Annotated in this window: 13 protein-coding genes and 1 pseudogene; 12 read left to right on the top strand and 2 right to left on the bottom strand. The window is 71.5% G+C overall.

Features of this window, described 5'->3' with window-relative positions; all coding sequences use genetic code 11:
* Positions 1-10: 10 nt before the first annotated feature.
* From ACGFNH_RS08715 to ACGFNH_RS08695, 5 genes are read left to right on the top strand one after another with little or no spacing between them, the layout of a single operon-like run.
* Positions 11-1,258: a spermidine/putrescine ABC transporter substrate-binding protein gene (locus ACGFNH_RS08715; RefSeq protein WP_393652339.1), complete on the top strand. Its 1,248-nt coding sequence runs from the start codon at positions 11-13 to the stop codon at positions 1,256-1,258.
* Between the two features lie 45 nt (positions 1,259-1,303).
* A complete protein-coding gene (locus tag ACGFNH_RS08710) occupies positions 1,304-2,482 on the top strand; it encodes an ABC transporter ATP-binding protein (RefSeq protein WP_393652338.1) in 1,179 nt (392 codons plus the stop codon).
* On the top strand, positions 2,479-3,414 hold the full coding sequence (locus ACGFNH_RS08705) for an ABC transporter permease (protein WP_393652337.1): 936 nt from the start codon (positions 2,479-2,481) through the stop codon (positions 3,412-3,414). The genes ACGFNH_RS08710 and ACGFNH_RS08705 overlap by 4 nt, the downstream gene beginning before the upstream one ends.
* Positions 3,414-4,199, top strand: coding sequence for an ABC transporter permease (locus ACGFNH_RS08700; RefSeq protein ID WP_393652336.1), 786 nt, complete (start codon positions 3,414-3,416; stop codon positions 4,197-4,199). Before ACGFNH_RS08705 ends, ACGFNH_RS08700 begins: the two co-directional genes overlap by 1 nt.
* Before the next feature lie 4 nt (positions 4,200-4,203).
* On the top strand, positions 4,204-5,646 hold the full coding sequence (locus tag ACGFNH_RS08695; protein WP_393652335.1) for an NAD(P)/FAD-dependent oxidoreductase: 1,443 nt from the start codon (positions 4,204-4,206) through the stop codon (positions 5,644-5,646).
* On the opposite strand, the gene ACGFNH_RS08690 is transcribed toward ACGFNH_RS08695, so the two are convergent.
* Both ACGFNH_RS08690 and gabT read right to left on the bottom strand, forming a co-directional pair.
* Complete coding sequence (locus ACGFNH_RS08690; RefSeq protein ID WP_393652334.1) at positions 5,606-6,280, bottom strand: phosphatase PAP2 family protein; 675 nt, start codon at positions 6,278-6,280, stop codon at positions 5,606-5,608. The two genes, ACGFNH_RS08695 and ACGFNH_RS08690, sit on opposite strands and share 41 nt — an antisense overlap.
* A gap of 404 nt (positions 6,281-6,684) precedes the next feature.
* Positions 6,685-8,034: a 4-aminobutyrate--2-oxoglutarate transaminase gene (gene gabT / locus ACGFNH_RS08685; RefSeq protein ID WP_393652333.1), complete on the bottom strand. Its 1,350-nt coding sequence runs from the start codon at positions 8,032-8,034 to the stop codon at positions 6,685-6,687.
* A gap of 328 nt (positions 8,035-8,362) precedes the next feature.
* Between gabT and ACGFNH_RS08680 the strand changes: the two genes are divergently transcribed.
* The 7 genes and pseudogenes from ACGFNH_RS08680 to ACGFNH_RS08650 all read left to right on the top strand — a co-directional run bounded on the left by ACGFNH_RS08680 (position 8,363) and on the right by ACGFNH_RS08650 (position 19,715).
* Positions 8,363-10,669 carry an ATP/GTP-binding protein gene (locus ACGFNH_RS08680; protein ID WP_393652332.1) on the top strand — a complete coding sequence of 769 codons (2,307 nt, stop codon included), beginning with the start codon at positions 8,363-8,365 and terminating at the stop codon, positions 10,667-10,669.
* A 378-nt stretch (positions 10,670-11,047) separates the two neighbouring features.
* Positions 11,048-12,694 (top strand): PucR family transcriptional regulator, encoded by a 1,647-nt coding sequence (locus ACGFNH_RS08675; protein WP_393652331.1) that lies wholly within the window; start codon positions 11,048-11,050, stop codon positions 12,692-12,694.
* Positions 12,695-12,793: 99 nt separating this feature from the next.
* A pseudogene (locus ACGFNH_RS08670) lies at positions 12,794-12,947 on the top strand (NlpC/P60 family protein); the annotation flags it as partial.
* Positions 12,948-13,300: 353 nt separating this feature from the next.
* Entirely contained in the window at positions 13,301-14,746 is a 1,446-nt protein-coding gene (locus ACGFNH_RS08665) for an aldehyde dehydrogenase family protein (RefSeq protein WP_393652330.1), read from the top strand.
* Between the two features lie 350 nt (positions 14,747-15,096).
* Complete coding sequence (locus tag ACGFNH_RS08660) at positions 15,097-17,034, top strand: acyl-CoA dehydrogenase family protein (protein ID WP_393652329.1); 1,938 nt, start codon at positions 15,097-15,099, stop codon at positions 17,032-17,034.
* Between the two features lie 132 nt (positions 17,035-17,166).
* Positions 17,167-18,417, top strand: a complete 1,251-nt coding sequence (dxr, locus tag ACGFNH_RS08655) for a 1-deoxy-D-xylulose-5-phosphate reductoisomerase (protein WP_393652328.1) — start codon at positions 17,167-17,169, stop codon at positions 18,415-18,417.
* Positions 18,414-19,715: a M50 family metallopeptidase gene (locus ACGFNH_RS08650; protein ID WP_393652327.1), complete on the top strand. Its 1,302-nt coding sequence runs from the start codon at positions 18,414-18,416 to the stop codon at positions 19,713-19,715. The genes dxr and ACGFNH_RS08650 overlap by 4 nt, the downstream gene beginning before the upstream one ends.
* Positions 19,716-19,822 lie beyond the last annotated feature (107 nt).

Here is a 19,822-nt window from a genome sequence, read left to right as displayed (position 1 = left end):
GCACAGCGCAATGGAGCAGTACGAGCCTCAGTCCCTGTCGGCGCCCCAACTCGCCGCGATACGCCGCAGCATGACCGAGGGCCGCATGGCGATGAGCCGCCGGGCCCTGCTGCGCTCCGCCGGTGCGGGAGCACTGGCCGTGGGGGGGCTGGGTGCCCTCTCCGGCTGCGGCATCCCGCCCGCCACCCGGACCGCGGAGACGAGCAAGGCCGACGACCACTCCGACGAGGAGAAGTGGCTCAACTTCTCCAACTGGACGGAGTACATCGACGTCAGCGACGACAACAAGCACCGCCCGTCGCTGGAGGAGTTCAAACGCCGTACCGGCGTCAGGGTCAAGTACACCGAGGACATCAACGACAACGTCGAGTTCTTCGGCAAGATCAAGCCGCAGCTCGCCGCGGGCCAGGACACCGGCCGTGACCTGATCTGCGTCACCGACTGGCTGGCCGGACGCATGATCCGGCTCGGCTGGATGCAGAAGCTCGACCAGACCAACGTGCCCAACGCGTACGCCAATCTGGCCGAGGGATTCCGCAGCCCCGACTGGGACCCGGTCCGCGCCCACTCCTACGCCTGGACCGGCATCCCCGCGGTCATCGCGTACAACGAGAAGGCGACCGACGGCCGCAAGGTCACCTCCGTCACCCAGCTCCTGGAGGACCCCAGCCTCAAGGGCCGGGTCGGCATGCTGACGGAGATGCGCGACACCGTCGGGCTGACGCTCCTGGACATGGGCAAGCGGCCCGAGGACTTCCGCGCCGACGACTACGACGCCGCCATCGCGCGCCTCCAGAAGGGCGTCGACAACAAGCAGATCCGCCGCTTCACCGGCAACGACTACGTCGACGACCTCAGCAAGGGCGACATCGCCGCCTGCGTGGCCTGGGCCGGCGACCTGGTCCAGCTCCAGGCCGACAACCCGGCGATCAAGTTCACCATCCCGGACGCCGGTTTCATGATGGCGACCGACAACCTGCTGATCCCCAACAAGGCCCGGCACAAGCGGAACGCCGAGCGCTTCATCGACTACGTCTACGAGCCGAAGGTCGCCGCGAAGATCGCCGCGTTCATCAACTACGTCTGTCCCGTCGACGGCGTGCGCGACGAGCTGGCGAAGATCGACAAGGAGCTCGCGGCCAATCCGCTGATCCTCCCCGACGCGGAGTTCACGAAGAAGTCGCACAACTTCCGGCTGCTCTCCGCCGAGGAAGAGACGTCGTTCGAGCAGAAGTTCGCCAAGCTCATCGGCGCCTGACGGCCACCGGCTCCCGACCGCCCACGAGAACACTGGACTGCCCCCATGAAAGAGACCGCCTCCAACAGCAGCGGCGGAGACGTCCGCCTCACCGGGATCAGCAAGAAGTACGGGTCCTTCTCCGCCGTCCACCCGCTCGACCTCTCCATACCCGCCGGCTCGTTCTTCGCCCTGCTCGGCGCCTCCGGCTGCGGCAAGACCACCACGCTGCGCATGATCGCCGGCCTGGAAGAGCCCACCACGGGCACGGTCCTGCTGGGCGGCAAGGACGTCACCGCCCTGCCGCCGTACAAGCGCCCGGTCAATACCGTCTTCCAGAACTACGCGCTCTTCCCGCACCTCGACATCTACGAGAACGTCGCCTTCGGGCTCCGCCGCCGCGGCGTCAAGTCCGTGAAGAAGCAGGTCGGGGAGATGCTGGAGCTGGTCCAGCTCGGGCAGATGGCGCGCCGCAAGCCGCACCAGCTCTCCGGCGGCCAGCAGCAGCGCGTGGCCGTGGCCCGCGCGCTCATCAACCACCCGCAGGTGCTGCTGCTCGACGAGCCGCTGGGTGCGCTCGACCTGAAGCTGCGCCGCCAGATGCAGCTCGAACTCAAGCGGATCCAGACCGAGGTCGGCATCACCTTCGTGCACGTCACCCACGACCAGGAGGAGGCCATGACCATGGCCGACACGGTCGCGGTGATGAACGCGGGCCGCGTCGAGCAACTCGGCGCCCCCGCCGACCTCTACGAGAACCCCGGCACCACCTTCGTCGCCAACTTCCTGGGCACCTCCAACCTCATCGAGGCCGAGGTCGCCGAGACCGACGGCGACGAGGTCCTGCTCAAGGCGGGGGAGTCCAAGCTCCGGCTGCCCGCGCAGCGATGTTCGGCGACGGTCCGTACCGGCGGGAAGATTCTGGCCGGCGTACGTCCCGAGAAGGTGTCCCTCGCGCACGCCGACGATGCCGGGACCATCCCCGAGGGCCGCAATCGGATCACCGGACGCATCGCCGACTCCAGCTTCATCGGCGTCTCCACGCAGTACGTAGTGCACACCTCCGTCTGCCCCGAGGTCGCCGTCTACGAGCAGAACGTCGAGCGGGACAGCCGTCTGGTGCCCGGCGCCGAGGTCGTCCTGCACTGGAACCCGGCCCATACGTTCGGTCTCGACGCGGCCCAGTCCGTGCTTGCCGGGACCGTGGGCACCGCGGGCACGGAGATCGTCAAGGAGAGCGCATGACCGCGACCCAGGCGGCCGAAGCGCCCCCCGCACCGCCCTCGCCGGAGGCCCCCGTACGGAAACCGGCCACCCGCAAGCGGCTCGTCCCTTACTGGCTGCTGCTGCCGGGCATCGTCTGGCTGGTGGTCTTCTTCCTCGCGCCGATGATCTACCAGGCGTCGACGTCGGTGCAGACCGGAACCCTGGAGACCGGCTACCAGGTCACCTGGCACGTCGAGACCTACTGGGACGCGCTCACCGAGTACTACCCGCAGTTCTTGAAGTCGGTCCTGTACTCCGGCACCGCCACCGTGCTGTGCCTGCTGGTCGGCTACCCGCTCGCGTACACCATCGCCTTCCGCGCGGGCCGCTGGCGCAACCTCGTTCTGATCCTGGTCATCGCGCCGTTCTTCACCAGCTTCCTGATCCGCACGCTGGCCTGGAAGACGATCCTCGCCGACAGCGGCCCGCTGGTGGAGGTGCTCAACACCCTGCACGTCCTGGACGTGACCTCGCTGCTGGGCGTCACGGACGGGAACCGTGTGCTCGCCACACCGCTCGCGGTGATCTGCGGTCTGACGTACAACTTCCTGCCGTTCATGATCCTTCCGCTCTACACCTCGCTCGAGCGGATCGACGGCCGGCTGCACGAGGCCGCGGGCGACCTCTACGCCCGTCCCTCCACGGCATTCCGGAAGGTGACCTTCCCCCTGTCGATGCCGGGCGTCGTCGCGGGCACCCTGCTCACCTTCATCCCGGCGACCGGCGACTACATCAACGCCGAACTGCTGGGCTCCACGGACGAGAAGATGGTCGGCAACGTCATCCAGTCGCAGTTCCTGCGCGTGCTCGACTACCCGACGGCAGCCGCGCTCTCCTTCATCCTCATGGCGGCGATCCTCGCGATGGTCACCGTCTACATCCGCAAGTCCGGGACGGAGGACCTCGTCTGATGAGCTGGCTCCGACGCAATCTCGTGGTGATCGCGGGTGTGCTCACGCTCGCCTATCTGATCGTGCCGAACGTCATCGTTCTGGTCTTCTCGTTCAACAAGCCCAACGGGCGGTTCAACTACGAGTGGCAGCGGTTCTCCACCGACGCCTGGACCGACCCCTGCGGTGTGGCCGATCTGTGCGGCTCGCTCTCGCTCAGTTTGCAGATCGCGTTCTGGGCGACCGTCGGCGCGACCGCCCTCGGCACGATGATCGCCTTCGCGCTGGCCCGCTACCGCTTTCGCGCGCGCGGCGCCGTCAACAGCCTGATCTTCCTGCCGATGGCCATGCCCGAGGTCGTCATGGGCGCCTCGCTGGGCACCCTGTTCCTCAACCTGGGCGCGCAGTTCGGCTTCTGGACGATCCTCATCGCGCACATCATGTTCTGCCTGAGCTTCGTCGTCACCGCGGTCAAGGCCCGGGTGATGAGCATGGACCCGCGCCTGGAGCAGGCCGCCCAGGACCTCTACGCCGGCCCGGTGCAGACCTTCCTGCGGGTCACCCTGCCCATCGCCGCCCCCGGCATCGCCGCCGGAGCGCTGCTCGCCTTCGCGCTCTCCTTCGACGACTTCATCATCACCAATTTCAACGCGGGCTCGACCGTCACCTTCCCCATGTTCGTGTGGGGTTCGGCGCAGCGCGGCACGCCCGTCCAGATCAATGTCATCGGTACGGCGATGTTCGCCGTCGCCGTCCTGTGCGTGCTCGCCGGGCAACTGCTCAGCGGCCGCCGCAAGAGGAGCTGAAACCATGGCCGTCCGTGCCATGCCTCTCCCCTCCGGGGGACACACCGCACCGTCCTCCGCCGCCCGTTCGCTCGCCGAGGCCCTCCCCGTCCCGTACTGGCTCGACGATCCGGGCAAGCCCGCTGCCCGGCCCGCTCTCGTCGGCGACGAGCAGTGCGACCTGCTCGTCGTCGGCGGCGGGTACTCGGGACTGTGGACCGCGCTGATCGCCAAGGAGCGCAACCCCGCCCGCGATGTCGTCCTCATCGAGGGCAAGGAGATCGGCTGGGCGGCCTCGGGCCGCAACGGCGGCTTCTGCGCCGCCTCCCTGACCCATGGCCTGGCCAACGGGCTCTCCCGCTGGCCAGGCGAGATATCCACGCTCCAGGAGCTGGGCCGGACCAACCTCGACGCCATCGAGTCCGCCGTCGACCGCTACGGCATCGACTGCTCCTTCGAGCGCACCGGCGAGATCGACCTCGCCACCGAACCGCACCAGGTCGCCGACCTGCGCGAGACCGCCGAACAGGCGGCAGAGCTCGGCACCGAGCTGTCCTACCTGGACCGCGACGCCGTACGGGCCGAGGTCGACTCGCCGACCTTCCTCGCCGGGCTCTGGGACCGCACCGGCGTCGCCATGCTCAACCCGGCCCGCCTCGCCTGGGGCCTGAAGCGCGCCTGCCTCGAGAAGGGGGTGCGGATCCACGAGAACACCCCGGCCACCGAACTGGCCCCGCGCGGCGCCGGCATGGGGGTGCGGACCCCGTACGGCCGGGTGCTGGCCGGGCAGGTGGCACTGGGCACCAACGCCTTCCCGAACCTGGTGCGGCGCGTCCGCCCGTACGTGGTGCCGGTCTACGACTACGCGCTGATGACCGAGCCGCTCAGCCAGGAGCAGCTCGCCTCGATCGGCTGGCGGAACCGTCAGGGCCTGTCGGACAGTGCCAACCACTTCCACTACTTCCGGCTCACCGAGGACAACCGGATCCTGTGGGGCGGCTACGACGTCGTGTACCACTACGGCGGCCGTATCGCCGAGGAGTACCACCAGCGCCCCGAGACCTATCTCAAGCTCGCCGACCACTTCTTCCGCTGCTTCCCGCAGCTCGAGGGCGTCCGGTTCAGCCACACCTGGGGCGGGGTCATCGACACCTGCTCGCGGTTCTCGCCCTTCTTCGGCACGGCCCACCGGGGGCGCGTCGCGTACGCCGTCGGCTACACGGGCCTCGGCGTCGGAGCCACCCGGTTCGGCGCGGACGTGATGCTCGATCTGCTCGCAGGCGAGCGCACCGAGCGCACCCAGACCGACATGGTGCGCTCCAAGCCGCTGCCCTTCCCGCCCGAACCGGTGCGCTGGGCGGGCATCGGGATCACCCAGTGGTCGCTGGCTCGCGCGGACGCGGGCGGCGGCCGGCGCAACCTCTGGCTCAAGGCGATGGACCGGATCGGGCTGGGCTTCGACTCGTAGCCGAACCCCCCGCCGCGGGTGCGTGCCATGGGGCGGACGGTCGGCGCATCGCCGGTACGCACAGTGCGCACAGCAGTCCGCCGAACAGCAGCCAGCTGCCGAGCACATCGATCGGCCAGTGGTATCCGCACCGGATCAGCCCCGCCCCGACGAGGAGGTTGAGCAGCAGCGCCGCGCCGGCCAGCAGCAGGCGGGCCAGGGCGCGGCGCAGCGCGGGCGCGAGGAGGAGGGCCGCTGCGCCGTAGGCGATGGTGGCGGTCGCCGCGTGGCCCGAGGGGTACCAGCCGTAGTTCTCCGCCGGGCCGAGCGGACCCGGGCGGCCGATCAGGTCCTTCAGGGGGACGACGAGCGCCGGGACCGACGCCATCGCGGCGGCTGCGGTGAGCGGCGGCAGCCACCAGCGCCGTAGGCGCATCCGCAGGCCCCGCCACACCGAGAAGCCCATCGCCGCCACCAGGGCGATCAGCGCGATCTGCGTGTTGCCCAGATCGGCGGCCAACTCGGCGAGGGGGTGCGCGGTACCGGGGCGGAAGAGCTGGTAGCCCACGCGCTCGTCCAGGGCGACGAGCCACCCGCCGGCCGCGACCTGCCAGGTGAGCAGGGCGAAGAGGACCCCGCACAGGACGGGCAGCACTACGGGAATGAACAGACGCCACAAAGACGACCGCCCCGGAACAGGGGGGAGAGTTCCAGGGCGGTCGTCGCGACCGGTGTGCCGCGCGCCCCGGGGGGTATGGGGCGGGCGGCCGTCCGATCGGTGAGGAGTTCCGGAGCCGGAAGCTCCGATGGTGTGCGCGAGGGCACGGCCGGGCCGAGGCTGGGGATGCATCGACTCGACATCGCCCGCAGTCCCCTGCGAGCGGGGTGTTTCTCTCATCTGCAGGAACCGTACGCCAGGCGGGGCGGGCCCGACAGACGGATTGCCCGTCCGCCATCGGCCCCCCACACATTCTTCACGAGGCATCACAGATGACCCAGTGGATCATGGTGGGAGGGCCGGTGGCCGGGCAGAACATCCGTACGGTTCCCCGGGCCGGATCAGAGCCCTGCGAGAGCGCCCTCGAGGATGCCCAGGCCCTCGTTCAGCAGGTCCTCACCGATGACCAGCGGCGGAAGGAAGCGCAGCACGTTGCCGTACGTGCCGGTGGTCAGGACGAGCAGCCCCTCCGCGTGGCACGCCTTGGCCAGCGCGGCAGTCGCCTCCGGGTTGGGCTCCTTCGAGCCGGACTTCACCAGCTCGATCGCGATCATCGCGCCACGCCCGCGGACATCGCCGATGACGTCGTACTTCTCCTGCATCGCGGCCAGCCGCGGCTTCATGATGTCCGCGATCCGCCGGGCCTTGGCGGGGAGGTCCAGCTCGCGCATCGTCTCGATCGCGCCGAGCGCCGCGGCGCAGGCGACCGGGTTGCCGCCGTACGTGCCGCCCAGGCCGCCGCTGTGCGCGGCGTCCATGATCTCGGCGCGGCCGGTCACGGCGGCCAGCGGCAGGCCGCCGGCGATGCCCTTCGCGGTGGTGATCAGGTCGGGCACGATGCCCTCGTCCTCGCAGGCGAACCACTGGCCGGTGCGGCAGAAGCCGGACTGGATCTCGTCGGCGACGAAGACGATCCCGTTGTCCTTGGCGAACTGCGCGATCGCGGGCAGGAAGCCCTTGGCCGGCTCGATGAAACCGCCCTCGCCGAGAAGCGGCTCGATCACGATCGCGGCGACGTTCTCGGCGCCGATCTGCTTGGTGATCATGTCGATGGCCTGGTCCGAGGCTTCCTTGGCGCAGTTCTCGGGACCGGTCAGCCAGCGGTAGGGGTACGCGACGGGCACGCGGTAGATCTCCGGCGCGAAGGGGCCGAACGAGTGCTTGTACGGCATGTTCTTCGACGTGAGCGCCATCGTCAGGTTCGTCCGGCCGTGGTAGCCGTGGTCGAACACGACGACGGCCTGCCGCTTGGTGTAGGAGCGGGCGATCTTCACCGCGTTCTCCACCGCCTCGGCGCCGGAGTTGAACAGCGCCGACTTCTTGGCGTGGTCACCCGGCGTGACCTTGGCCAGCTCCTCGCACACCTCCACGTAGCCCTCGTACGGCGTCACCATGAAACAGGTGTGGGTGAAGTCGGCGAGCTGGGCGGACGCCCGGCGTACGACGGCCTCGGCGCTGTTGCCGACCGTGGTCACGGCGATGCCGGAGCCGAAGTCGATGAACGAGTTGCCGTCCACGTCCTCGAGGACGCCGCCGCCCGCCCGCGCGGCGAACACCGGCATCACGGACCCGACGCCCCCGGCGACCGCCGAGGTCCGGCGGGCCTGCAGCTCCTGGGACTTCGGCCCGGGGATCGCGGTGACGACGCGGCGCTCCTGCGGGAGCGAGGGGCCTCCGGCGGTTGCGGTCATGGTGGATCTCCTGTGGTCCGGGGATGAACGCAGCCCATTCCGGGCTTACGCGGGCCTACTGGTCCTACTCACGCAGGCTAGGGCCGGACAGCGGCCCGGGGCATGCTCCGATCGGTAGCGGTGTGCGTGTCACGTTGTCCGCGGTGGCCATAGCGGCGCCCCGCGCACCCGGCGGCCCGTGCGCGCCCCCGGAACCCCCGGTACCGGTTGCGCCGCCCGGCGCACCGTCGTCCGCGGCCGGCGGATCGCTGAACTCCCCAGGCGGGGGCACTAGATTGAGCGGCGGCGCTTACCGAACACCCGGGCCTGTCAGGGGGCACAGCAGCAGATGGACACCGAGGGCACGTACGACCCGCGCAGCACGCGATCGGACCACGTGCCACGGCCCGCGGGACCGCCGCCGGCCGGAGCTGTCCCCCCGCGCCCGGTGTCCGCACCGTCCGCACCGCCCGTACCCCCGGTCCCGCCCGGCCGCCCGGGGGAGGGGGACTTCCTGGCCTGGCTGCGCACGCCGCGCAACCGGGCCGCCCCCGGCATCTGGGCCTTCGGCCACCGCCCCCGGCCCCCGGAGGAACCGGACCGTATCCCGGGCCGCCAGCTCCTCAGCGGCGCGCTGATCGCGTTCCTGTGCGGCTGGCTGCTCTGGTCGCTGCTGTGGAACCAGTACCTCGAGGGGTGGTGGATCTTCGTCGAGGACTGGTGGCTGCTGCCCATGCTGCTGCTGGTGCCCGACGACTGGAAGGCGACCCAGGGCTTCGTCGCCGTCTCCTACCTCTACTACGCCCTCGTGCTGACCGGCCTCGCGATCGGCTTCGGCCGGGTCGGCAACTGGCATGAGGTCTGGCGCCGCTACGGCGTCCCGCTCTGGCCGCTGTTCGCGCTGCTGCCGGGCGTCTGGCGCGAGATGCCGCGCACCGCATCCTGGCTCGAGTTCGTGTCGAACCTCTACTACGTCCTGCTGGTGGCCGCCGTCGTCGCGGTCGTCGGGCGTGCCGGGACCTGGCCGATGATGCGGCAGCGGCGGACCGCCCCGGACCAGGCCCCGCCGGAGCCGCAGGAGGATCCGGCCGAGTGGCCCGAGCTGCGGGCCGCGGGGGCGGCGACCGCCGCGGACGCGCTCGCCGCCGACGCGCGCGCCGGGCGGATGAACGACGTGGACCATGCGCGGATCAGCCGCGCCTGGCAGTCCGTGCAGGCCCGGCCCTCGCGCCTGGCTGCCTTCGTCGACACCGTGCGGCAGCAGGGTGCGGCCGCCTGTGCGCACCCCTCGGGCGCGCGCGACCTGCCCGTCCGCACCGGCCGCCACGACCTGCGCGCCCGCCAGGTGCGGATCGGCACCACGGCCGACGATCCGCGCAACCCGTACGCGTACCGCGGCGCCGGTTCCGCGCTCGACCCGACCCTCCTCGGCACCTCGGTGCTCGCTGTCGGGCCTCCCGGCTCGGGCAAGACCGCGCAGCTGGTGCGGCCCGTCGTCGAGGCCCTCTGCCTGCAGGCGCTGGCCGGGCAGGCCGCGGTCGTCGCCGTCGGTGCGGCCGGCGCCGCGCTCGGGCCCGACGAGGCGTTCGACGTCGTGATCCGGATCGGGCAGCCCGACTCGGCCTACGACCTGGACCTCTACGGCGGCACCGCCGACCCGGACGCCGCGGCCGCGATGCTCGCCGAGGCCCTCGTCGGAGACCTGGCCGCCACCCTGCCGGGCGGGGACAGCCGCCGGGCGGCCACCGCGCTCGCGCAGGTGCTCGGACCGTTCCGCGCGGTCCACGGCCGCTTTCCCGCCGTACCGGAGCTGCGCGAGCTGCTGGACGGATCGGAGGCCGCGCTCGGCGCGCTCCGCTCCGCGCTGGAGGCGTCCGGGGACGCCACCCAACTCCGTGAACTCGATGCGCGCGAACGGCAGTCGGGGCGTGCCGGCGACGCGGGCGCCCTGCTGGCCGACCGGATCGCCCTGCTGGACCGTCCCGCCTTCGCGGGATTCTTCGACCCGGCGGGGGAGGGGAAGCCGTTCTCGCTGCGTGCCCTGGAGCACCCGCTGAGGGTCCGTATCGACCTGCCCGAGCGCGGTCACGCGGAGGCGTCCCGCCTGCTGGCCCGCCTGGTGCTCGCGCAGTTCGCCGAGTGCGCCACGGCGCGCACCGATCGTTCGCTGTTCACCTGCGTGGTGCTCGACGACGCCACGCAGACCGTCACGGCCGAGTCGCTGCGCGGTATCCAGCGGCTCCGCTCGGCGAACGCCGGGGCAGTGCTGGCGCTGCGGACGCTGGAGGACGTACCGGACGCGCTGCGGACGCCGCTGCTCGGCGCGGTCGGCTGCCGTATGGCCTTCGCCGGGGTGACGACGTGGGACGGGGCCCGGTTCGCGGAGGTCTGGGGCAAGGAGTGGGTGGAGGCCCGCGACATCACCAATCGGCAGATCATCGCCGACGAGCCCCTCACCCGCGTGATGCACACCGTCCGCCGCCTCGTCACCGGGCGGGCCGTGACGGCGGAGTCGGTGACCGTACGGAGGGTGGAGCGCGAACGCTGGTCGGCCTCCGAACTGGCCCACTCCGTCCCGGCCGGGCACGCCGTGCTCTCCCTGACCACGGTCCGGGGCGAACACGCCCCGCCGGTGCTGGTCGACCTGCGGGGCTAGGCCTGCCGTGCGCATCCGGCGACGGTGACCGGGTGCGTACGTCAGGTGCGCAGCCGACGGCTGGTCCGAGGCGTGGTTCAGGCGGCTGGCCGGTGCGCGGATGGCGCTGAAGAACGGGACCGGATTCGTCCGGGGTGTCCTCGTCGTGGTCGCCGTGCCGGTGTCCGTGGTGGTGTCGCTCAACCGCCCGGCGGCGGGCGGGGTCCGGTCGGCCAGCCGCTCGCGAAGCGCGGGGGCGCGGGAAACCCGCGCATCCCGCGGAAGCACTGCCTCCGCACTCCCTCCGGGGCTCGGGAACTGCGTGCGGCGGATTCGTCCGCTGAGGCAGAATTGGCCCATGCCGTTCATACGGAGCGGCGAAGTCAGTCTGAAGGTGCCATGGCTCCCACCCTCGCGTCCCTGGTCCAGCACTCCGCGCTCAAGCTCGGTGTCCGCGCGGGCGAGGACCGCCTGGAGACCGAGGTCCGCTGGGCGCACCCCAGTGAACTCGACGACCCCGTGCCGTACATGGACGGCGGCGAACTGCTGCTCACCACCGCCATGAAGCTCGACGCCGAGGACGCGGACGCGATGCGCCGGTACGTCACGAGGCTGGCCGGCGCCGGCGTCGTCGCGCTCGGCTTCGCCGTCGGCGTCAATTACGAGCGGATCCCGCAGGCACTGGTCGACGCCGCCCGGGAACGGGACTTCCCGCTGCTGGAAGTCCCGCGCCGCACCCCGTTCATCGCCATCAGCAAGGCGGTCTCGGCCGCCATAGCCGCCGACCAGTACCGCGCCGTCACCGCAGGCTTCGACGCCCAGCGGGAGCTCACCCGCGCCGCGCTCGGCACCGACGGGCCCGCCGCCCTCCTCGCCCGGCTCGCCGCCCACATCGACGGATGGGCCGCGCTGTACGACGCGTCCGGCGCCGTCGTGGCCGCCGCCCCCGACTGGGCAGCGCGCCGTGCCGCCCGGCTCACCTCCGACGCCGCCAGGCTCCACGAGCGGCCCGCCCCGGCGACCGCGGTGGCCGGGGGAACCGACGAGGGCGAGGACCGGGTCGAGCTGCAGTCCCTGGGCACCGGGCGACGGTCCCGCGGTGTGCTCGCCGTCGGCACCGGAGCCCCCCTGGGCACCGCGGAGCGTTATGCCGTGCACTCCGCCATCGCCCTGCTCACCCTGACGACCGAGCGCTCCCGCTCCCTGCACGAGGCGGAGCAGCGGCTCGGCGCCGCGGTGCTGCGGATGCTGCTGGCGGGCGAACCCGACCACGCGCGGGCCGTCGCGGGCGGGCTCTACGGCGGGCTGCTCGACGCGCCGTTCCGCATGCTCCTCGCCGAGACGGCCCCGGCCGCGGCCGCGGCGGACGGCGTTACGGCGGGGTCCGACGGCGGGCCGGCGCCCGACCCGCTCGGCGTGCTCGCCGACACCGTGGAGACCGCGGCGGCCCGCGGCGGCGAGGCCGTCCTCGTCGTGCCGGACGGGGAGCGCCTGGTGGTCCTGGTCCCCGACGGGGGGACGGCCGCGGCGGCCTGCTTCGCCCACGCCGAGGCGCTGGAGGGCAAGCGCCCCGCGGCCGCCGGACCGCACGACAAGAGCGCTGCGGGCGGCGGGCCGGAGCCGGTCATAGGGCTGTCGGCGCCGGCCGGGCCGATCGCCGCGGCGGGTGCGTACCGCCAGGCCGAACAGGCCCTGTCAGTCGCCCGCCGCCGCGGCCGCGTGATCGTCGAGCACGAGCAGGTCGCCGCCGGCTCGGTCCTCCCGCTCCTGGCCGACGACGCCGTACGCGCCTTCGCCGACGGCATGCTCCGGGCGCTCCACGACCACGACGCGACCGGCCGCGGAGACCTGGTCGCCTCCCTGCGAGCCTGGCTCTCCCGCCACGGCCAGTGGGACGCGGCAGCCGCGGACCTCGGCGTCCACCGGCACACGCTGCGCTACCGCATGCGCCGCGTCGAGGAGATCCTCGGCCGCTCCCTGGACGATCCGGACGTCCGGATGGAGCTGTGGCTGGCTCTCAAGGCCACGGCCCCCGGCCCGGGCTGACCGGCCGCCAGGCCGGGGCCGGGGAGGCTACGCCCGCCATCGACCGTGCCACCCGGACATCCGGCCCGGACTGCCCGCCATCGGGGTCCGCCCCGCTCGCCCGGCGACCTGGTGTTCTTCTCCTCGGGCGTCGGCCACGTCGACCTCGCCATCGGTGGCGGCCAGATGATCCACGCCCCCCGCCCGGGCGCCCCGGGTGCGCATCGCCCCGATCGACCAGATGCCGTTCTCGGGCGCCACGCGCCCGGCGTAGGCGGTCGACCGGCTCGGCGCAGGAGCCCGCAGGCGCCGCCGGGGGTGGCGCCGCGCGTGTCCGCCCGCGCCATTGGGTGCCGCTCGTACCGCGGCCGGTACCGACGACGGCCCCGGGACCCATCGGCGGCCCTACCGGACCATCGGGTGCACGCGCCCGCCGGACCTTCACTCCCGCGCCTCGACACGCGCGACCGCGCCGTCACTCCCGCACCACAGCGGAAGCCCGACGGTGCCAATCCGGCGGGGGGAGCGGGGATACCACTCCACGCCGGACAAACCACATTCGGCGCCCCTCCCCCTACCGTGGGGACGAGAGACAATCCCACCACTTCGGAAGGGCCGGGATCCGCTGTGACCACTCATCACGCCTTCTGGTTGGCCGGGCGCGAGGCGACCGGCGACGACACGCTCGACGTCACCTCCCCCTGGGACGGTGGCCTCGTCGGCACCGTCAGCGTTCCCACCGAGGCCCAGGTCGAGGAGGCCGTGGCCGCGGCGCACGCCGTACGCGACGAGTTCGCCGCCACACCCGCCCACGTACGGGCAGCAGCCCTCGACCACGTCTCGCGGCGCCTCGTCGAGCGCACCGAGGAGATCGCCCGCCTGATCTCGGCCGAGAACGGCAAGCCCCTCAAGTGGGCCCGCGGCGAGGTGGGCCGCGCCATCTCCGTCTTCCGCTTCGCGGCCGAGGAGGCCCGCCGCTTCAACGGCGGCGAGGCGCAGCGCCTGGACACCGACCCCGGCGGTGTCGGCCGGCTGGCCTTCACCCGCCGCTTCTCGCGCGGCGTCGTCCTGGGCATCGCCCCGTTCAACTTCCCGCTGAACCTGTGCGCCCACAAGCTCGCCCCGGCGATCGCGGTCGGCGCGCCGATCATCCTCAAGCCCGCCCCGGCGACCCCGCTCTCCGGCCTGATCCTCGGCGACCTGCTCTCCGAGACCGAGCTGCCGGCCGGCGCCTGGAGCATCCTGCCGGTGCCCAACGACCGCATGCCCGCCCTCGTTCAGGACGAGCGGCTTCCGGTCATCTCCTTCACCGGCTCCGACAAGGTCGGCTTCGCGATCATGGAGTCGGTGCCGCGCAAGCACTGCACGCTGGAGCTGGGCGGCAACGGCGCCGCCGTCGTCCTCCCCGACTTCTCCTCCGAGGCCGACCTGGACTGGGCCGCGACCCGTATCGCGACCTTCTCCAACTACCAGGGCGGCCAGTCCTGCATCTCGGTGCAGCGCGTCATCGCCGACGCCTCGGTCTACGACCGGCTGGTGCCGAAGGTGATCGCGGCCGTCGAGGCACAGGTCACCGGCGACCCGTCGGACAGCGCCACCGACGTCGGTCCGCTGGTCAGCGAGGACGCGGCCAAGCGCGTCGAGTCCTGGGTCGACGAGGCCGTCCAGGCGGGCGCCAAGCTGCTCGCGGGCGGCAAGCGTGACGGCGCCTCGTACGCCCCGACCGTCCTCGAAGGCGTGCCGGACGACGCCACGATCGCCTGCGAGGAGGTCTTCGGCCCGGTGCTGACTCTGCAGAAGGTGGACGGCGAGGCCGAGGCGTTCGCGGCGGTCAACCGGTCCAAGTACGGCCTTCAGTCCGGGGTGTTCACGCGCGACCTGCAGACCGCGTTCCGCGCCCACCGTGCGCTCGAGGTCGGCGGTGTCATCATCGGCGATGTCCCGTCCTACCGCGCGGACCAGATGCCCTACGGCGGCATCAAGCAGTCCGGTGTCGGCCGCGAGGGCGTGAAGTTCGCGATGGACGACTACACCTACGAGCGGGTCATGGTGCTCACGGGCATCGACCTCTGAGCGTTGCCGCTTCCGGCGGCCGGGGACGCACCGTGGGGGCGCGTCCCCGGCCGCCGCGCTGTGCGCAACCCGGGGCGGGACGCCCATGGGCCGTCCGGACGCACCCGGGCGCGAGGGCCCGATCCGCCCGGCGCCGTGTCCGGGACGGTTCCGGCCACCGTCCCCCGGGACACCACAGCGAAGAATCACCGAAAGTCAACTACATCCTTACGGTGAGTCGTGCGCGAAGTCTGGTAGAGCCGTCGTGGATCGGGTAAATACGGTCGAGTAGCACCGACAGGTAGCGAGTAGCTCAGACTGGAAGCAAGTCGACCGGTGCAGCCCCGACTCCGCGGCGAGGTGACCCCGTCATGACCGCCACACCCACCAGGCCAACCGTCTCCGAGCGCGAAGCGCGCCAGGTCGCCGAGGCGGCCCGTGAGCAGGACTGGCGCAAGCCGAGCTTCGCCAAGGAGCTGTTCCTGGGCAGGTTCCGGCTCGACCTGATCCATCCCCACCCCATGCCGGATGCCGAGGGCGTACGGCGTGGTGAGGAGTTCCTCGCCAAGCTGCGCGACTTCTGCGAGACCCGGATCGACAGCGCCCGGATCGAGCGCGAGGCGCAGATCCCGGACGAAGTGATCAACGGTCTCAAACAGCTCGGCGCGCTGGGCATGAAGATCGATACGAAATACGGCGGTCTCGGCCTCACGCAGGTCTATTACAACCGCGCCCTGTCCATGGTCGGCACCGCCAATCCCGCCCTCGGCGCGCTGCTCTCCGCCCACCAGTCGATCGGTGTGCCGCAGCCGCTGAAGCTTTTCGGGACCCAGGAGCAGAAGGACACCTTCCTGCCGCGGTGCGCCCGTACGGACATCTCGGCGTTCCTCCTCACCGAGCCGGACGTGGGCTCCGACCCGGCGCGGCTGGCGACCACCGCCGTGCCCGACGGGGACGACTACATCGTCGACGGCGTGAAGCTGTGGACCACCAACGGCGTCGTGGCCGATCTGCTCGTGGTCATGGCCCGGGTGCCGAAGTCGGAGGGCCACAAGGGCGGGATCACCGCTTTCGTGGTCGAGGCGGCCTCCGAGGGCATCACGGTCGAGAACCGCAACGCGTTCATGGGCCTGCGCGGCATCGAGAACGGCGTCACCCGCCTCCACCAGGTACGGGTGCCCGCCGCCAACCGCATCGGCCCCGAGGGTGCCGGCCTCAAGATCGCCCTCACCACGCTCAACACCGGGCGCCTCTCCCTGCCCGCCATGTGCGTGGGCGCCGGCAAGTGGTGCCTGAAGATCGCCCGCGAGTGGTCGAGCGTCCGCGAGCAGTGGGGCAAGCCGATCGCCAGCCACGAGGCCATCGGTTCGAAGATCTCCTTCATCGCGGCCACCACGTTCGCGCTGGAAGCCGTTGTCGACCTCTCCAGCCAGATGGCCGACGAGGACCGCAACGACATCCGTATCGAGGCGGCCCTGGCCAAGCTGTACGGCTCCGAGATGGGCTGTCTGATGGCGGACGAGCTCGTGCAGATCCGCGGCGGCCGCGGCTTCGAGACGGCCGCGTCGCTGGCCGCCCGCGGCGAGCGTGCCGTGCCCGCCGAGCAGATGCTCCGCGACCTGCGGATCAACCGGATCTTCGAGGGCTCGACCGAGATCATGCACCTGCTGATCGCCCGTGAGGCGGTCGACGCCCACCTCTCCGTCGCGGGCGACCTGATCGACCCCGACAAGTCCCTCTCGGACAAGGCGAAGGCGGGCGCCAAGGCCGGCGGCTTCTATGCCCGCTGGCTGCCCAAGCTCGTCGCCGGACCCGGCCAACTCCCGGGCAGCTACGGCGAGTTCCACCGCGCCGGCCAACCCGACCTGTCCGTCCACCTGCGCTATGTCGAGCGCGCCTCGCGCAAGCTCGCCCGCTCCACCTTCTACGCCATGTCGCGCTGGCAGGGCCGGATGGAGACCAAGCAGGGCTTCCTCGGCCGCATCGTCGACATCGGTGCGGAGCTGTTCGCGATGAGCGCGGCGTGCGTACGCGCCGAGCACCTGCGGTCGACCGGCGACCACGGCAGCGAGGCGTACAAGCTGGCCGACGTCTTCTGCAAGCAGTCCCGCGTCCGCGTCGAGGAGCTCTTCGGGCGGCTGTGGAACAACACCGACGACCTCGACCGCAAGCTCGTCAAGGGCATCCTCGGCGGGCAGTACACGTGGATGGAAGAGGGCATGGTCGACCTCAGCGGCGACGGCCCGTGGATCGCCGACGCCACCCCGGGCCCGGCCCAGCGGGACAACGTCCACCGCCCCATTCGCTGACGCAGGCAAGCCCCGGCGCGGCGTACCGCATCCCGCGGTGCGCCGCGCCGCCGCGTCCGCGTGCGGCACGCCACGCCGCCCCGGAGGGGGCACCCGTCCGGAACGGGAGGGGACTGCGGCCACAATGGGGGGATGACGGACTCTCTCGCTCATCCGCACGACCGCTTCCCGGCGGCCGGTGCCGCCACCGGCGGGCCACGCGACATCGTGATCCTCGGCTCCACCGGATCGATCGGCACCCAGGCCATCGACGTCGTGCTGCGCCACCCCGACCGCTTCCGCGTCACCGGGCTCTCCGCCGCCGGCGGCAGGATCGATCTGCTGGCCGAGCAGGCCTGGCGCTTGCGAGTCCGTACCGTAGCCGTCTCCCGCCAGGACGCCGTACCGCCGCTGCGCGAGGCGCTGGCCGCGCAGTACGGGTCAGAGCCGCAGCCCGAGATCCTGGCCGGCCCGGACGCCGCCACCGAGCTGGCCGCCTCTCCCTGCCACTCGGTCCTCAACGGCATCACCGGCTCCATCGGGCTCGCGCCCACGCTCGCCGCCCTCGAGGCCGGCCGGGTGCTGATCCTGGCCAACAAGGAGTCGCTGATCGTCGGCGGCCCGCTGGTGAAGGCGATCGCCAAGCCCGGCCAGATCGTGCCGGTCGACTCCGAGCACTCGGCGCTCTTCCAGGCGCTCATGGGCGGTGCGCGTTCCGAGGTCCGCAAGCTCGTCGTCACCGCGTCCGGCGGCCCGTTCCGCGGCCGTACGAAGCCCGAGCTGGCGCAGGTCACCCCCGAGCAGGCGCTCGCCCACCCCACCTGGAACATGGGCCCGGTCATCACGATCAACTCGGCCACCCTGGTCAACAAGGGGCTGGAGGTCATCGAGGCGCATCTGCTCTACGACATCCCCTTCGACCGCATCGAGGTCGTCGTCCACCCGCAGTCCTACGTCCACTCGATGGTCGAGTTCATCGACGGCTCGACACTCCTTCAGGCGAGTCCGCCCGACATGCGGATGCCGATCGCGCTGGGCCTGGGCTGGCCCGACCGGGTGCCGGACGCCGCGCCCGCGTGCGACTGGACCACGGCATCGACCTGGGAGTTCTTCCCGCTGGACACCGAGGCGTTCCCGTCGGTGGACCTGGCCCGGCACGTGGGCGAACTGGGGGGCACGGCCCCGGCCGTCTTCAACGCCGCCAACGAGGAGTGCGTGGACGCTTTTCTCGAAGGAAGGCTGCCGTTCACAGGAATTGTGGATACGGTCGCCGACGTGGTCGCCGAACACGGGACACCGCGGGGAACGGGCCTGACCGTCGCGGACGTCCTCGAAGCGGAGACCTGGGCGCGCGCCCGCGCCCGTGACATGGCAGGACAGGCGACACCGGAGGCTCGCGCATGACGGCATTGATGACGGTACTCGGCATAGTCGTCTTCGCCGTCGGTCTGCTCTTCTCCATCGCTTGGCACGAACTGGGGCACCTCTCCACGGCCAAGCTCTTCGGCATCCGTGTGCCGCAGTACATGGTCGGCTTCGGTCCCACCATCTGGTCCCGCCGCAAGGGCGAGACCGAGTACGGCGTCAAGGCCATCCCGCTCGGCGGCTACATCCGCATGATCGGGATGTTCCCGCCCGGCGACGACGGCAAGGTGAAGGCCCGTTCCACCTCGCCCTGGCGCGGCATGATCGAGGACGCCCGCTCGGCGGCGTTCGAGGAACTCAAGCCGGGTGACGAGAAGCGGCTGTTCTACACGCGCAAGCCGTGGAAGCGCGTCATCGTCATGTTCGCCGGCCCGTTCATGAACCTGATCCTGGCCGTGGTGGTCTTCCTCGGCGTGCTGATGGGCTTCGGCATCAACAGCCAGACGACCACCGTCAGCACGGTCTCGGTCTGTGTGATCGCGCAGAGCGAGAACCGCGACACCTGCGCCAAGGACGACCCGGCGTCCCCCGCCAAGGCGGCCGGTCTGGAGCCGGGCGACAAGATCGTCGCCTTCAACGGCACCCGGACCGACGACTGGAGCACGCTCCAGGACCGTATCCGCGAGACCATCGGCCCGGCCGCGATCACCGTCGAGCGGGACGGCGCGACCAAGACCCTCCGCGCCGATCTCGTCGAGAACCAGGTCGCCAAGAACGACGGCAGCGGACGCCCGGTCCCGGGCGAGTACGTGAAGGCGGGCTTCCTGGGCTTCAGCCCCGCCACCGGCGTCGTCCAGCAGTCCTTCGGCCAGTCCGTGGACCGCATGGGCGACATGATCACCTCAGGTGTGCAGTCCCTGGTGGACCTGCCCTCGAAGGTGCCGGCGCTGTGGGACGCGGCCTTCGGCGACGGGCCGCGCGAAGCGGACTCGCCGATGGGCGTGGTCGGAGCGGCTCGCGTCGGCGGTGAGGTCTTCAACCTCGACATCCCACCGGAGCAGCGCGTGGCGACCATGCTCTTCCTGGTCGCGGGCTTCAACCTGTCGCTGTTCCTGTTCAACATGCTGCCTCTGCTGCCGCTGGACGGCGGGCACATCGCCGGCGCCCTGTGGGAGTCGCTGCGGCGGCAGGCCGCCCGGCTGATGCGGCGGCCCGACCCCGGCCCGTTCGACGTGGCCCAGTTGATGCCGGTCGCGTATGTGGTGGCCGGGATCTTCATCTGCTTCACGCTGCTGGTGCTCGTGGCCGACCTGGTCAATCCCGTCAGAATTTCCTAGCGGGAAACGCATTCCGACAGCCGGGCGAACTTTGTGCCCGGCTGTCGGCATTTGTGTGTGTTCATCGACGGGATGTGCTGCGGCCGGGACCGGTGCCGTAATCTCGT

Source organism: Streptomyces sp. NPDC048639 (genome assembly GCF_043199075.1).
In the GTDB taxonomy this organism is placed as follows: domain Bacteria; phylum Actinomycetota; class Actinomycetes; order Streptomycetales; family Streptomycetaceae; genus Streptomyces.
This window is presented reverse-complemented; position numbering and strand designations above follow the sequence as displayed.